The organism is Shewanella corallii, assembly GCF_023349125.1.
In the GTDB taxonomy this organism is placed as follows: Bacteria; Pseudomonadota; Gammaproteobacteria; order Enterobacterales; family Shewanellaceae; genus Shewanella; species Shewanella corallii.
The window spans coordinates 1,166,135-1,180,870 of sequence record NZ_JAKIKT010000001.1; the positions used below are offsets into that span (position 1 = coordinate 1,166,135).

Sequence of the window (14,736 nt, forward strand, 5' to 3'; positions counted from 1 at the left end):
TAAATTTGGCAACGGGCCAGATTGGCAGCATTTAACGAAAACGCCATGGAGATAGCACTCAGCTATCAGTTGTTTAGGTGGGAATTAACAAAAGAAAAGGGCCATTAGGCCCCTTCCTGCTTACTCACTGTATCCATTAGGATTTTTGGATTGCCACTTCCAGCAGGAGTTGGCCATATCCTCGATGGAATGAGTTGCTTCCCAGCCAAGATCCGTTCTGGCTTTATCAGGATTGGCATAACAGGCGGCAATGTCACCCGGGCGACGGGGGGCGATTTGATAAGCAATAGACTGACCGCAAGCTTTTTCGAACGCCTTTACCATATCCAGCACACTGTAACCGGTTCCGGTCCCAAGGTTGTATGTCACCAGGCCTGGTTTGGTAGCCAACTTATCCAACGCTTTAAGGTGGCCCATTGCCAGATCCACTACATGGATATAGTCACGTACCCCGGTTCCATCATGTGTGTTGTAGTCATCGCCAAATACACTCAGGTATTCGCGTTTACCTACGGCAACCTGACTGATAAATGGCATCAGATTGTTTGGGATATCATTGGGGTCTTCACCAATTCGACCACTGGCGTGAGCGCCAACAGGATTGAAGTAACGCAGGCGGGCAATGTTCCAGCTGTTATCTGAGTGGTGAAGATCAGCAAGGATATGCTCTACCATGAGTTTGGACTGGCCATAGGGGTTGGTAGCCCCGGTAGGAAACTCTTCAGTGATCGGCAGGCTGGCAGGATCTCCGTATACAGTTGCAGAAGAGCTGAATACCAGATTCTTAACCTTATACTCAGCCATTACCTGACACAGAATTACCGTACCTGTCACATTGTTCTCATAGTAACGCAGAGGTTGCGCAACCGACTCTCCCACAGCTTTCAAGCCAGCGAAATGAATCACGGCCTCAAATGAATAGTCGGAAAACAATTTTTGCAGCAGTGGTTTATTGAGAATATCGCCCTGGACAAAGGTCACAGACTTACCAGTGATCTCTTCGACCCGTCTCAATGACTCTACGCTGGAGTTTGATAAATTATCCAGTACCACAACATTGGCTCCGGCGTTAAGCAACTCTACTACAGTGTGGGAGCCAATGTAGCCGGCACCGCCAGTAACAAGAATCGTCATTACTTCAATCCTTTCGCTATGGTTTTCAGGTAAGCAGTGAACTCTTCGCCTATGGCAGGGTGACGCATACCGTATTCCACTATGGCCTGCATATAGCCAAGCTTGTTACCACAGTCATGGCTTTTGCCTTTCATGTAGTAAGCGTTAACAGTTTGCTTCTCCATCAGCATGGCAATGGCGTCGGTCAGTTGGATCTCATCACCAGCACCCACTGGAGTTTTCTCCAGCAGGTCCCAGATAGCTGCTGGCAATACATAACGGCCTACAACAGCCAGGTTTGATGGGGCATCATCCAGGCTCGGTTTTTCCACTAACTGGATAAGGGGATGAGATTCCCCTTGAGCTAACTTGTGCCCATCCACATCGGCAATACCGTACTGATTAACCAGTTCATGGGGGACGCCTTCCACCATGATCTGTCCAATTTCGGTTTCATCAAACAGGTTAACCATTTCCGCCAGGTTGTCCTGACTAGGGTTTGCGCTGGCGTCATCAATTATGACATCCGGTAACAGCACAGCGAATGGCTCATTACCCACAATTGGGCGGGCACAAAGAATGGCGTGCCCGAGACCTTTCGCCTGTGCCTGACGGATACCAATAATGGTGACCCCTTTAGGACAAATACTTTGTACTTCTTCCAGCAGTTGTCTTTTAACCCGTTTTTCAAGCTGGGCTTCCAACTCGAAGCTGGTGTCAAAGTGGTTCTCAATTGAATTTTTACTGGCATGGGTCACCAGCACAATCTCTGTAATACCGGCCGCGATCGCCTCGTTGACCACATGTTGAATCAGCGGTTTATCGACTACCGGTAACATCTCTTTCGGAATAGCCTTGGTGGCAGGCAGCATACGGGTTCCCAGCCCAGCCACTGGTATAACGGCTTTTCTGACTTTGTGCTTAATCATGAGCGACTAACATCTCCATTTTTCAGTTGAGCCATATTGTAATTGCAGAGGTTACAAACGCCATCATTAACTTAATTGAACTACTGCCAAATTCGATTTTTTATTGACGCGTCAACAAAACCCAACAGTGGAAGTTGTGGCTATACACTTGATTGTAGGTGAGTGGTTTTGGTTTGTAACGCCTGGTTTACGTATTTCAACCCCATGCCACCAGACTTCCGTACCGCAAAAAGTTAACAATCCGTGCGCGCTGTCACACTATGACTGAGAGCAAACAATCAAGAGATCATCAGGATGAGCAAGAATACGGAATATGCTGCACGTCTGCCGGATGAAGAAGGTTTTATCTTCTATCCCGATGATGAGCATGACACCTGGCAACAGCTGTACGCTCGCCAGGAAGGGAATTTACCGGGGCGTGCCTGCCAGCAATATATGGATGGCCTGCAGGCGCTGGGCTTACCGACAGATAGAATCCCGCAGCTTAAAGAAGTGGACAAGGTATTACTGGATGCCACTGGTTGGAAGACGGCACCAGTGCCGGCCCTTATCTCGTTTGGTAAGTTTTTTGAGCTCCTGGCCAGTCGTCAGTTTCCGGTAGCGACCTTTATCAGGTCCAAAAAGGAGTTCGACTACCTGCAGGAGCCGGATATTTTTCACGAAATATTTGGTCATTGCCCCTTACTGACGAATCCCGCATTTGGCCACTTCTCTGAGGTGTATGGCAAGTTGGGCCTCGCAGCAAGTAAAGAGGAAAGGGTATTTTTAGCCAGACTTTACTGGTTTACCGTGGAGTTTGGCTTGGTTCAGGCCAAAGGTGAACCTTTACGGATTTACGGCGGAGGTATCCTCAGCTCTCCCGGTGAGACGCTTTATGCCATGGGCGATGAGCCGATTCGTAAACCTTTCGAACTGCTGGATGTATTGAGAACGCCATACCGCATCGACATTATGCAGCCAATCTATTATGTGATTGATAAGATTGATTTCCTCGATGAAATTGCAAGCATGGATATTATGGCGGCAGTGAAAGAGGCACAGAGATTGGGCTTGCATGAGCCGATGTTTGAACCTAAAGCCAAAGCGGGTTAAGGCCATAAAGAATAATTACAAGGAGTAACAAATGTCTGATTTAGCATCTATGAAGTGTGAAGCCTGCCAGGCTGATGCCCCTAAAGTAACCGATGCCGAGTTACCTGAGCTTATTCGCGCTATTCCTGACTGGAGTGTGGAAGTGCGGGACGGCATTATGCAGCTGGAGCGCGTTTATAAGTTTAAGAACTTTAAGCTGGCGATGGCGTTCACCAACAAGCTGGCGGATCTGGCCGAAGAAGAGTTCCACCATCCGGGGATTCTTACCGAGTGGGGTAAAGTCACTGTGACCTGGTGGTCGCACTCCATCAAAGGCCTGCACAAGAACGATTTCATTATGGCGGCCAAGACTGACAAGCTGCTCGACTAATTAAGCGACTAGCTGAGATCTTCAACTCTGCAAAACGCGTAGTAATTACTGCGCGTTTTTTATTGCATTGTATTAATGCTGTAAACAACTCTTGCCAGCAAACTCTTTTCCTTTTAACGTATACCCCGCGAGCGTCCGAGCGGGAAGCTCACATCATATGTTCAGGCTGACTTTTTGTCTGGGTATAAGGTCATGCTTACGGCACCTCAATCAATAATTAAAAGCCGTAGGCCACTGAATAGGAATCATACAATGCGCTTGGAAGTCAGTTGTCAGGATAGAATCGGGTTGGCCAAAGATATTCTGGTGGTACTGGAGCGTTACGGCATCAACCTGATTGCCATTGATGCCAGTAATAAAGGTTTTCTCTATTTTCAGTTTGCTGAGGTGACATTCAATACTCTCAGTGAGCTCATGCCCCAAATCCGTAAAGTAGAGTCGGTTAACGATGTCAGAACTGTCTCATTTATGCCCTCAGAGCAGGAGCACTATGCCCTCAAAACACTGCTAAAAACTTTGCCGGACTCGGTATTTTCCCTCGATTCCAAAGGGCGGATCCGTATCGTCAATGAATCAGCACTGCTGACGCTGGGAATGGCTGAACATGAAGTGGTGGAAGAACCACTGAACCATTGGGTGCAGGGGTTTAACTTCAGTCGCTGGTTGTCTGAACCTCAGGTATTGGCCCAGGCCACCAGAGTGCATATAGGGCAAAGCGAATATTTGGCCGAGATGTTGCCGATTTATCTGCCCGATGAGAATCAGGGCAGTATTCTGGCAGGGGCAGTCGTGTCTCTTAAGTCACCGGCCCGCGTGGGTAAGCAGTTTAACGCATTGCAGAACCAGACCGCAGGATTCGAATCTGTGCTTGCGATCAGCGACAAGATGAAACAGGTGGTCGAGCAGGCCAAGCGTATGTCGCAATTGGATGCGCCTTTGCTGATTACTGGCGAGACTGGAACCGGTAAGGAGTTGATGGCGCGAGCCTGCCACGATGCCAGTATGCGTCGCGAGCATCCATTTATCGCCATTAACTGTGCCGCGTTACCTGATAGCGTGGCCGAAGAGGAGCTGTTTGGTTATGTCAGTGATGGCAAGGTGGTGAAAAAAGGCTTCTTTGAAGAAGCCAAGGGCGGCACCGTATTTTTGGATGAAGTGGCTGAGATGTCTAAAGCTGCTCAGGTTAAATTGTTGCGCTTACTTCAGGATGGTAGCTTCCGCCGTATTGGTGGCGATGAAGAGGTCAGGGCAGATGTACGTATTATTTGCTCGACCCAGAAAAATCTGGCTGAGCTATGTCAAACCGGAGATTTTCGCGAGGATCTCTACTATCGGATTCATGTACTGAGTTTCCACCTGCCATCGTTGCGGGAGCGACGTGTTGATATCCTGCCGCTGACCGAGATGTTCCTTGAGCATTACAGTCAGCAGCTTTCCAGTCCGGTTAGACGGATATCGGCTGAGTGCCGTGACCATTTAATGACTTATGCCTGGCCAGGTAACGTGCGACAGTTGAAAAATGCCGTATTCAGGGCTGTGTCAATGTGGGATGGCAGCGGCGAGTTGACGGTGGAGCAACTTAAATTACCTTCTTATGCTGAAGGCTTTGGTTACTTTGACCATGAGTTTGAAGGCTCTTTGGATGAAGCCATGAAGCAGTTTGAGGCCAGTTTGCTCAGACGCCTTTACCCGGCTTATCCAAGTACTCGCCAGTTGGCGCGCAAGTTGGGAGTCTCCCATACTGCCATTGCCAATAAGCTTAGAGAGTACAAAATCAGCAAACCCAAATAATAGTGACAATGCCCGAAGTTGACTGCTTTGGGCATTTTTATATCCATGAAAAACAGAGTGGCTTCGCCTCAAGTTAGCTCGTGTAATCGAGGGTTTACAAAGTCACTGATGACAGCCGAACCAGTGATCTGCGTCACATGGTTTATTTGTGTAAACACATAAGGTAAATCTAACTGCCAGAAGAGCAGTGGGCAGGATCCTGCCGGAATATATAAGGATAGAGATAATGAAATTAGCCACTTATCAAAATGGTCGTCGCGATGGACAGTTAATGCTGGTCAGTCGTGATCTCAGCCGCGCAGTTGCTGTTCCTCAGGTTGCTCAGACAATGCAACAGTTACTGGATGATTGGAATGAATTGGCCCCCAAGCTGGAAGAGATCTATCAGGCTCTTAATGCCGGTTCGGTACAAGGCGCTGTGGATTTTGACGAAACTCAGTGTCACTCTCCACTGCCACGCGCTTTCCAGTGGGCGGACGGCAGCGCTTACGTCAACCATGTAGAGTTGGTACGTAAAGCCCGTGGTGCTGAAATGCCACAAACCTTCTGGACTGACCCTTTGGTATATCAGGGCGGTTCAGACAGCTTCATAGCTCCCCGCGCCGATATCCCACTGGCCAGCGAAGATTGGGGTATCGATTTCGAGTCTGAAATTGCAGTGATTACCGATGATGTGCCTATGGGGGTATCCGCCGACAATGCTGAAGCCCATATCAAGTTACTCATGCTGGTCAACGATGTGTCACTGCGCAACCTTATTCCTGGTGAGCTGGCCAAGGGCTTTGGTTTCTTCCAGTCCAAGCCATCCAGCGCCTTTTCTCCGGTAGCTGTAACCCCGGATGAGCTGGGCGATAAGTGGCAGGATACCAAGCTGCATCTGCCTCTGGTGACCCACCTTAACGATGAGTTGTTTGGTAAGCCTAATGCCGGCGTTGATATGACCTTTAACTTCGCCCAGCTGGTTGCTCATGTGGCCAAGACCCGTCCTTTGGGCTCTGGTGCCATCATCGGCTCAGGAACTATCTCCAATTATGATCGTAGTGCCGGTTCAAGCTGCCTGGCTGAAAAGCGTATGTTGGAAGTGATTGCCGATGGCAAGCCGTCGACTCCATTTATGGGCTTTGGTGACAAAGTACGTATTGAAATGTTTGACGACGAAGGCAAGAGCATTTTCGGCACTATCGATCAGCAGGTGGTCGAGTATAAAGGGTAAGACCTTGAGCTGCTTAGCTAATATAGGGAGAGGGGAAAGAGCATGATGACTTTGTATGGATACTGGCGTTCGAGTGCTGCTTATCGGGTGCGCATTGCGCTCAATCTCAAAGGTATCGAGGTTGAGCATAAGTCTGTGCATCTGGTCAAGGATGGTGGTCAGCAACATCATGCTGATTTTATTTCCCTTAACCCGCAGCAGTTGGTGCCCGCTTTGGTGCTTGATGATGGCGAAGTGCTGACTCAGTCTATGGCTATGCTGGAATATCTGGAGGACACCTATCCCGAGGTACCATTGCTACCTTCTGACACTTTGGCTAAAGCTAAAGTCAGAGCTCTGGCCAATGCCATCGCCTGCGATGTTCATCCTCTCAATAACTTGCGCGTGTTGCAGTATTTAAAAGATGAGGCGGGTTTGGATGATACAGCGAAGGACGCCTGGTATCAGCACTGGATAGTCACAGGTTTCAACGCCTATGAGGCTATGCTGCGGGACACCGCAGGCGAGTTCAGCTTTGGTGACTCACCAACACTGGCGGATATCTGTTTGGTGCCTCAGGTCTACAATGCTCGTCGATTCAAAGTACCTTTGGGCAATTACCCCCACATAGTGCGTATCGTCGAAAACTGTAACCGACTGGCAGCTTTTGCTGACGCGGCGCCCGAAAACCAGGCTGACGCGGTGTAGTTTTTACAGAGAGACGAGTTAACGAAAAAGCCCGGCCATGAGCCGGGCTTTTTGCCTGGAGCCCGTGTGTTCCATGAGCGGCCGATTGTTCCGCTGGCACAGTTCACTTTGTCGACCCGCCCTCTGAATCGTCGTCAAACTGTTTGTCCCCCGACTCTGAATGTTGATTGGTACAAGTTAATCTGACGTTCATTATCAGGTTACAAACTGGGTGTAACTATTCAGTGGTTGAATATCTCAATATTCCCGTTGTCGTGATGAAAGTCATTAAAAATGGCGTAAAAAGCAATCTATGGTTATCAAATGTTGATCTGGATATAGATTTAAGGTCAGTAAAGATTGCTATCTTTCATAGCGTTTGGAACCAGATGACTGATAAGTGCGGCTTAAACTATCAGGTTAATCGGTTAAATCTGATTTTCTTAACTACATTTGTAGATTAGTTTAAACCTATGCAATCGGTGGTCGACAGTGGTGACTATCGGGATTTATCCAGTTTGATTTGTTGAGTGTGGCAAAATTGTCGCGCGGCTAAGGAGAATACAAAATGAGTTCAGGTAATAAATGTCCGGTGATGCACGGCGGAGCTACATCTGAAGGCACTGCAAAAATGGAATGGTGGCCTAAGGCCCTTAACCTAGACATCCTGCATCAGCATGATGCTAAAAGTACGCCATTTGGTGCTGATTTTAACTATCGTAAAGAACTGCAAAAGCTGGACGTTGAAGCACTTAAGGCCGACGTTAAAGCCCTGATGACCGACAGTCAGGACTGGTGGCCTGCGGACTGGGCGCATTATGGCGGCCTGATGATCCGTATGGCATGGCATTCAGCCGGTACCTACCGTATTGCCGATGGACGTGGTGGTGCCAGTACTGGCAACCAGCGTTTTGCTCCTCTGAACTCCTGGCCTGACAACGCCAACCTGGATAAAGCCCGTCGTCTGCTGTGGCCAATCAAGCAGAAATACGGCAACAAAATCAGCTGGGCTGATCTGATGATCCTGGCTGGTACCATTGCATATGAATCAATGGGATTGAAAACCTTTGGCTTCTCCTTCGGTCGTGAAGATATCTGGCACCCAGAAAAAGATACCTATTGGGGAGCTGAGAAAGAGTGGTTGGCGCCTAGCGGCAGCGAAAACAGCCGCTATTCAGGTGAACGCGATCTGGAAAACCCGCTCGCAGCTGTGATGATGGGTCTTATCTATGTAAACCCTGAGGGTGTGGATGGCAATCCAGACCCACTGAAAACCGCCAAAGATATGCGTGTGACCTTCGAGCGTATGGCGATGAATGATGAAGAAACCGTTGCCCTGACCGCTGGTGGACACACTGTTGGTAAGGCACATGGTAATGGTGATGCCGGCAAGCTGGGTGCTGAACCTGAAGGTGCTGAGCTTGAAGAGCAGGGCCTGGGCTGGAACAACCATACATCACGCGGTATCGGTCGCGACACTGTCACCAGTGGTATTGAAGGTGCCTGGACCACCAACCCAACTCAGTGGGATGATGGTTATTTCCGCTTGCTGTTCAATTACGAATGGGAGTTGAAGAAGAGTCCAGCTGGTGCATGGCAGTGGGAACCAATCGATATCAAAGAGGAAGACAAGCCTGTCGATGTGGAAGACCCAAGCATCCGTTATAACCCAATCATGACCGACGCTGATATGGCGCTGAAGATTGACCCTGAGTATCGCAAGATTGCTGAGCGCTTTGCTCAGGATCCTGATTACTTCTCCGAAACCTTTGCCCGTGCCTGGTTTAAACTGACACACAGAGATCTCGGTCCCAAGTCTCGTTACTTCGGTCCTGATGTACCTGCTGAAGAGCTGATTTGGCAGGACCCAGTCCCAGCAGGTCGCACTGACTATGATGTGGATGCCGTTAAGGCCAGGATCGCTGCCAGTGGTTTGACTCAACAAGAGTTATTGAACACTGCATGGGACAGTGCCCGCACTTTCCGTGGTTCAGACCGTCGTGGTGGTGCCAACGGTGCCCGTATCCGCCTGGCTCCACAGAAAGACTGGCAGGGTAACGAGCCAGAACGTCTGGCCAAAGTGCTGGCAGTACTTGAGCCTATCGCCACAGAGTTTGGCATCAGTGTTGCCGACACTATCGTACTGGGTGGTAATGTCGGTCTGGAAATGGCGGTTAAAGCCGGAGGCTTTGATCTGCAGGTGCCTTTCGCTCCCGGTCGTGGTGACGCCAGTGCCGAGCAAACCGATGCTCACTCGTTTGAAGTGTTGGAGCCGGTGGCCGATGGTTTCCGTAACTGGCAGAAACAGCATTATGTGGTAAACCCTGAAGAGATGATGCTGGATAAGGCTCAACTGCTTGGGCTGACCGCTCCTGAAATGACGGTACTGATTGGTGGTATGCGTGTTTTGGGCACCAACTATGGTGACAGCAAACATGGTATGTTCACCGACAGTGTTGGTGCTCTGAGCAACGACTTCTTTGTAAATCTGACGGATATGCGTAATACTTGGAAGCCAACCGGTCGCAACTCATATGATATCTGTGACCGTACCTCAGGTGATGTGAAGTTCACTGCAACCCGTGTAGACCTGGTATTCGGTTCCAACTCTATTCTGCGTGCTTACGCCGAGTTGTATGCTCAGGACGACAACAAAGAGAAGTTTGTGAAAGACTTCATTGCTGCCTGGACCAAGGTGATGAATGCAGACAGATTCGACCTGCTGTAATTTGTACCAGGTCCCTTACTAACAAAAATCCCCGGCTTGTCCGGGGATTTCTTTATGCTTTTTTTAGTTCAGGCATTGGCCAGCAGGAAATCAACAAAGACCCTGTCTGCTTGTCCCAACGGTCTTTGTTGCTTCCAGGCGATGTGCAAGTCCAGGAATACCGGTGGCGAAAATGGTTTGCAGACAATTCCCTCATCGCTGGATACCGCCATATCCAACATACTGGTAATAGCAAAGCCCTGGGCGACCAGTTGCTTGATAAGATTGATCAAGTTGGTTTCGAAAGCGATATCCGCTTTGAGACCCAATTGCTCTGCTTGCTGTTGCAACCACTCCCGGTGAAAGTAGCCCTTTTTGAACATCACCAGCTCATGCTGGAAAAAGTCCTCAAGAGTGACACTGTGGTTCTCTGCCAACGGATGCTCATTCGAAACAGCAACCACCATCTGCTCTCTGACCAGATGCTCATGGCCAAATTCAGGCCTGAGATCTTCAGCTGTAATAATGGCGACGTCGACCTCTTCCTGCTGCAACATTTTTAATGCGTCCCGGGTGCCTCCGGAGAACAGTGACAGCTTCAGCCCCGGGTACTGATGCCTGAATGCCATGAGCCGACTGGGCAGGTAAAATGAGCCCAGCATACCCGGCACGGCAATGCGTACCTCGCCCGCCTCCAATGAGGCCATCGACCGGATTTCATTCCTGGCAGTATTTATCTGGCTTAACACCAGCCTGGCATGCTGCAGCAAAACTTCCCCTTCGGCGGTAAGGATTACTGAACCATTTTGTTTTCCTGCCCGACGTACCAGCAGAGTCACTCCAAGATCTTGCTCCAACTTCTTCATACTCTGACTCAGAGCGGGCTGGGCAATGTTCAATTGATTGGCTGCCTGGGTATAGCTTTTGGCGTTGGCCAGAGTACAAAACTGGTTGAGCTGTCTGATTTCCATAAACAGAACTGACAAAGGAGATTTAATATAATTTTTGCATATATTTAGCGTGTGAAATATCTATTATTTTTATTTTTAATCACTTGCTAATATCACTACAGGTAAGTCTTCTGCGCGATGCAGGTTTAGGGGCTGTCGACCTTTGAAGATGGTTTTTGCAGCTTTTTGTCGTTGTTTTATACAAAGCAACGCGATTGAGGTGTAGTTGTTCTACATAAATGAGCGTTAATGCAGTAGAAAGCGACGACAAACGCTGCCCGGAGGGCTCGGCTACACGCGCTTTACTCTTTGTTGCAAGGTATTTGCTTAGGCCCCTAGGCGGCACACCTTGCGTCGTGATTAAAGCGCGTCTAGCGCGAGCAAAATTCAACCATGAAAGGTCAACAGCCCCTAGTGAACAACTCTTTTTTATCTCGTCTTAATATCGTGAATCCTGGCTTCAGCGCCTCACTGATCTGGTCGCTGTCTTTGGCGTCTGTCGTGGTGTACGTCAATCTGTATGTGATGCAGGGAATGCTGCCACTGATTGCTGAACACTTTCATACTACACCGGGGCATGCCACCTTGCTGCTATCGGCGACAGTATTCTCACTGGCACTGTCACTACTCTTGATGGCGCTGCTGTCAGACCGGTTTGGTCGGCGTCGGCCTATTATCTGGTCGTTGGTGTTATTGGCTATCACCAACCCCTTGTTGGTATATGCCACAAGCTTTGACCAACTGATGTGGCTGCGCTTGATGCAGGGCATTATTCTGGCAGTGATCCCCGCTACTGCGATGGCCTGCTTTAAAGACCATTTAACCGGTGACTGGTTGTTGAAGGCTGGTGCCTTTTATATTGGTGCCAACAGCCTGGGCGGCATTGTCGGAAGGTTAATTGGTGGGGCTATGGCGCAACATCTTACCTGGCAGGAGTCTATGTGGTGTCTGTCATTGATGACGGCTGCAGCGTCCGCATTGATTATCTACATCATGCCTATGCCAAAAACAGCAGCAGTCAGTGCAGGCAGAGATACATTGAGTGCTGAGGTGAGGGGCTTCTGGTTGCACCTTAAGGACCCTCAAATGTGTCTTGTCTATCTGATAGGCGGCAGCGCATTTATGGTGACGGTCAATCAGTTCAGCTTTATTCAGTTGCACTTGATGAGTGCCCCTTATGGCTTCAGCCGGTTTGAAGCAACATTGATATTCCTGTGTTATCTCAGCGGTACCTGGGTGTCATTCAAATCCGCCAAAGCCATTGCACGTTATGGAAGTCACAAGCTTTGGCGACTGGCAGCTATAGCCATGTTGGTGGGCAGCCTGATGACCCTGTATGACCATATACTGACGATCTTATTGGGTTTTCTTATCTCTGCCTGGGGTTTTTTTCTGACTCATGCCTGCTGTAATTCATATGTTGCAACCAGAGCGGTGAGCCACCGGGCCAAGGCAACGGCGCTGTACCTGTGTTGTTACTATCTCGGAGCAGCATTGGGTGGACCTTACCTTATGCCTTTTTGGCAGCAGGGCAAATGGCCCGGAGTGGTGTTGGGTTCGTTGCTGGTAATCTCAGGCTTGTTTGTGCTCCAACATCTGTTGGCCAAATATAATGGCAGGGCAGCAGAACACTAAACTCGCGAGCTATAGCCTTTGAAAAAGGGAAGGGGAGGGCTGGTACTCGAGTTCAATATCGGCTCAGCCCTTGTCAAGCTTATCCATCACCGCATCGCTGGGGAGTAACTCCAGGTGTCCCTGTTCATCGAAGTACCAGCCAGTGATAAACCCTTTCTGGCGCATGGTCACCAAATTGTGCATCACCTCTTTGGCCTCACGCATGGCAGTTGGGCTGTCATAATTATTGGCATGTTTTAGATACTCGGCAATGCTATCCAGTGACGCTGATTGGCTGACGTTGGCCATGGCGTGACTCCTTCTACTGAGTGCGTTGGCGTTAGCTTAGTTGACCAAGGTTTACGGAGTAAAACCAATTTCGGGTCAATCGCTATGCTGTTTTTTTCTATCAATATTGCCCGAATATCTATACCGGATATATGGTGCTGTAAATCCAATTCCAAGCCTTTGATAATCCGGGAATCGGTATGGGCTGGCGTGATCTATCCATTAGCATGGAAGAGGAAGGGGAGTTGTTACACATTTATCCTGGTTAACAAACTGCGGGCATGTGTTCTCTTTTCCGTTTCAGTAATTGACTGTTAGAATAAGTGCCACTTTTTCTCGTGAAAGCCTGACTTCTCAGGCGAAATTGATAGGTTAGTGTCCCGTTATGACAATCAAGACGCGTTTTGCTCCAAGCCCAACCGGCTTTTTGCACGTTGGTGGTGCCCGTACTGCGCTGTATTCCTGGCTTCAGGCCCGCGCCAATCAGGGGGAATTTGTTCTGCGTATTGAAGATACCGATCTTGAGCGTTCGACTCAGGAAGCGGTAGACGCCATTCTGGAGGGTATGGAGTGGCTGGGTCTGAACTGGGACGAGGGTCCTTACTATCAGACCAAGCGTTTCGATCGCTACAACGAAATCATTGCCAAGATGCTGGAAGAGGGCACTGCATACAAGTGTTACTGCTCCCGTGAGCGTATTGAAGCTCTGCGTGAAGAGCAGGCCGCCAAAGGCGAACGTCAGAAGTATGATGGCCACTGCCGTGATCAGGCGCCTCGTAATACCGATGAGCCATTCGTTGTTCGTTTCAAAAACCCAACTGAAGGCAGCGTAGTCTTTGATGACCATGTTCGCGGTCGTATTGAAATTGCCAATGAAGAGATGGATGACCTGATCATTGCCCGCAGTGACGGTACTCCTACCTATAACTTCTGTGTAGTGGTTGATGACTGGGATATGGGGATTACCTGTGTTGTTCGTGGCGAAGACCATATCAATAACACTCCACGCCAAATCAACATCCTGAAGGCACTGGGTGCACCTATTCCTGAATATGCCCACGTGTCCATGATTCTGGGTGATGATGGCGCCAAGCTGTCCAAGCGTCATGGTGCAGTGAGCGTGATGCAGTACCGCGATGATGGTTACCTGCCAGAAGCTCTGCTCAACTACCTAGTGCGTTTGGGCTGGTCCCATGGTGATCAGGAGGTTTTCTCTCTTGAAGAAATGAAGCAGTACTTCAAGCTGGATGACATCAATAAAGCCGCTTCTGCATTCAACACTGAGAAGTTGGTATGGCTGAACCAGCACTATATTAAGAGCCTGGATCCTGTATATGTTGCCAAACATCTTGAGTGGCACATGGCTGACCAACAGATCGATACCGGCAATGGCCCAGCACTGGCCGAAATCGTGACAGCTCTGGCTGAACGCGCCAAGACCCTGAAAGATCTGGCTGCATCCAGCCGCTATTTCTATGAGGACTTTGCTGAGTTTGAAGAGTCTGCTGCCAAGAAGCATCTGCGTGGTGTAGCGATGGAGCCTCTGCAACTGATTCAGAAGAAGCTGGCTGCTCTGACTGAGTGGACTCAGGAAGCGATTCACAATGCGATTGAAGAGACTGCAGCAGAACTGGAAGTTGGTATGGGCAAAGTGGGTATGCCATTGCGTGTTGCCGTAACAGGTGCAGGCCAGTCTCCTGCGCTTGATTTGACCATGTTGCTCATTGGTCAGGCACGTTGCGAACAAAGAATCTCCAAGGCGATTGAATTTGTAGCAACCAGAATAAATTCCTAAAAAAGCCGTTGACACATTTGGGTGTGCTGCATAGAATGCGCCTCGCAGTTGAGGGGAGCGTCGAGTTACGGCAGCGCACTCAAATGCAAAGGAATTTCGGGGCTATAGCTCAGCTGGGAGAGCGCTTGCATGGCATGCAAGAGGTCCGCGGTTCGATCCCGCGTAGCTCCACCAACTTTTCCAGGTGAAAAGTTAAAGCGTTAAACCT

At 49.3% G+C, this 14,736-nt stretch carries 12 protein-coding genes and 1 tRNA gene; 9 read left to right on the forward strand and 4 right to left on the reverse strand.

What is annotated here, in order from left to right:
• Positions 1-120: 120 nt before the first annotated feature.
• Both galE and galU read right to left on the reverse strand, forming a co-directional pair.
• Positions 121-1,134, reverse strand: coding sequence for a UDP-glucose 4-epimerase GalE (gene galE / locus L2725_RS05200; protein WP_249247956.1), 1,014 nt, complete (start codon positions 1,132-1,134; stop codon positions 121-123).
• On the reverse strand, positions 1,134-2,042 hold the full coding sequence (gene galU, locus L2725_RS05205) for a UTP--glucose-1-phosphate uridylyltransferase GalU (RefSeq protein WP_249247957.1): 909 nt from the start codon (positions 2,040-2,042) through the stop codon (positions 1,134-1,136). Before galU ends, galE begins: the two co-directional genes overlap by 1 nt.
• Before the next feature lie 294 nt (positions 2,043-2,336).
• Here galU and phhA point away from each other — a divergent pair, with 294 nt between their 5' ends.
• From phhA to katG, 6 genes are all read left to right on the forward strand, one after another.
• Complete coding sequence (gene phhA, locus L2725_RS05210; RefSeq protein WP_249247958.1) at positions 2,337-3,134, forward strand: phenylalanine 4-monooxygenase; 798 nt, start codon at positions 2,337-2,339, stop codon at positions 3,132-3,134.
• Positions 3,135-3,165: 31 nt separating this feature from the next.
• Complete coding sequence (locus L2725_RS05215) at positions 3,166-3,504, forward strand: 4a-hydroxytetrahydrobiopterin dehydratase (protein ID WP_248934731.1); 339 nt, start codon at positions 3,166-3,168, stop codon at positions 3,502-3,504.
• 252 nt (positions 3,505-3,756) lie between these two features.
• Positions 3,757-5,295, forward strand: a complete 1,539-nt coding sequence (gene tyrR, locus L2725_RS05220) for a transcriptional regulator TyrR (RefSeq protein ID WP_115134838.1) — start codon at positions 3,757-3,759, stop codon at positions 5,293-5,295.
• 226 nt (positions 5,296-5,521) lie between these two features.
• Positions 5,522-6,508: a fumarylacetoacetate hydrolase family protein gene (locus L2725_RS05225; protein ID WP_249247959.1), complete on the forward strand. Its 987-nt coding sequence runs from the start codon at positions 5,522-5,524 to the stop codon at positions 6,506-6,508.
• A 45-nt stretch (positions 6,509-6,553) separates the two neighbouring features.
• Positions 6,554-7,195, forward strand: coding sequence for a maleylacetoacetate isomerase (gene maiA / locus L2725_RS05230; RefSeq protein WP_249248001.1), 642 nt, complete (start codon positions 6,554-6,556; stop codon positions 7,193-7,195).
• A gap of 547 nt (positions 7,196-7,742) precedes the next feature.
• Positions 7,743-9,902 (forward strand): catalase/peroxidase HPI, encoded by a 2,160-nt coding sequence (gene katG / locus L2725_RS05235; RefSeq protein WP_249247960.1) that lies wholly within the window; start codon positions 7,743-7,745, stop codon positions 9,900-9,902.
• Positions 9,903-9,970: 68 nt separating this feature from the next.
• Here katG and L2725_RS05240 read toward each other — a convergent pair whose 3' ends face one another.
• Positions 9,971-10,852 (reverse strand): LysR family transcriptional regulator, encoded by an 882-nt coding sequence (locus tag L2725_RS05240; protein ID WP_249247962.1) that lies wholly within the window; start codon positions 10,850-10,852, stop codon positions 9,971-9,973.
• Positions 10,853-11,245: 393 nt separating this feature from the next.
• Between L2725_RS05240 and L2725_RS05250 the strand changes: the two genes are divergently transcribed.
• On the forward strand, positions 11,246-12,466 hold the full coding sequence (locus L2725_RS05250) for an MFS transporter (RefSeq protein WP_249247963.1): 1,221 nt from the start codon (positions 11,246-11,248) through the stop codon (positions 12,464-12,466).
• A 63-nt stretch (positions 12,467-12,529) separates the two neighbouring features.
• Here the strand turns inward: L2725_RS05250 and L2725_RS05255 are convergent, their stop codons facing one another.
• On the reverse strand, positions 12,530-12,754 hold the full coding sequence (locus tag L2725_RS05255; protein WP_248934735.1) for a hypothetical protein: 225 nt from the start codon (positions 12,752-12,754) through the stop codon (positions 12,530-12,532).
• Positions 12,755-13,118: 364 nt separating this feature from the next.
• Here L2725_RS05255 and gltX point away from each other — a divergent pair, with 364 nt between their 5' ends.
• A complete protein-coding gene (gene gltX / locus L2725_RS05260; RefSeq protein ID WP_249247964.1) occupies positions 13,119-14,528 on the forward strand; it encodes a glutamate--tRNA ligase in 1,410 nt (469 codons plus the stop codon).
• Between the two features lie 98 nt (positions 14,529-14,626).
• A tRNA-Ala gene (locus L2725_RS05265) sits at positions 14,627-14,702 on the forward strand.
• The last annotated feature ends 34 nt before the right edge of the window (positions 14,703-14,736 follow it).

What these genes read in the sequence shown, in the direction of transcription:
- galE (WP_249247956.1), bottom strand. Translation starts at nt 1,134, where the DNA reads ATGACGATTCTTGTTACTGGCGGTGCCGGCTACATTGGCTCCCACACT.
- galU (WP_249247957.1), bottom strand. Translation starts at nt 2,042, where the DNA reads ATGATTAAGCACAAAGTCAGAAAAGCCGTTATACCAGTGGCTGGGCTG.
- phhA (WP_249247958.1), top strand. Translation starts at nt 2,337, where the DNA reads ATGAGCAAGAATACGGAATATGCTGCACGTCTGCCGGATGAAGAAGGT.
- L2725_RS05215 (WP_248934731.1), top strand. Translation starts at nt 3,166, where the DNA reads ATGTCTGATTTAGCATCTATGAAGTGTGAAGCCTGCCAGGCTGATGCC.
- tyrR (WP_115134838.1), top strand. Translation starts at nt 3,757, where the DNA reads ATGCGCTTGGAAGTCAGTTGTCAGGATAGAATCGGGTTGGCCAAAGAT.
- L2725_RS05225 (WP_249247959.1), top strand. Translation starts at nt 5,522, where the DNA reads ATGAAATTAGCCACTTATCAAAATGGTCGTCGCGATGGACAGTTAATG.
- maiA (WP_249248001.1), top strand. Translation starts at nt 6,554, where the DNA reads ATGACTTTGTATGGATACTGGCGTTCGAGTGCTGCTTATCGGGTGCGC.
- katG (WP_249247960.1), top strand. Translation starts at nt 7,743, where the DNA reads ATGAGTTCAGGTAATAAATGTCCGGTGATGCACGGCGGAGCTACATCT.
- L2725_RS05240 (WP_249247962.1), bottom strand. Translation starts at nt 10,852, where the DNA reads ATGGAAATCAGACAGCTCAACCAGTTTTGTACTCTGGCCAACGCCAAA.
- L2725_RS05255 (WP_248934735.1), bottom strand. Translation starts at nt 12,754, where the DNA reads ATGGCCAACGTCAGCCAATCAGCGTCACTGGATAGCATTGCCGAGTAT.
- gltX (WP_249247964.1), top strand. Translation starts at nt 13,119, where the DNA reads ATGACAATCAAGACGCGTTTTGCTCCAAGCCCAACCGGCTTTTTGCAC.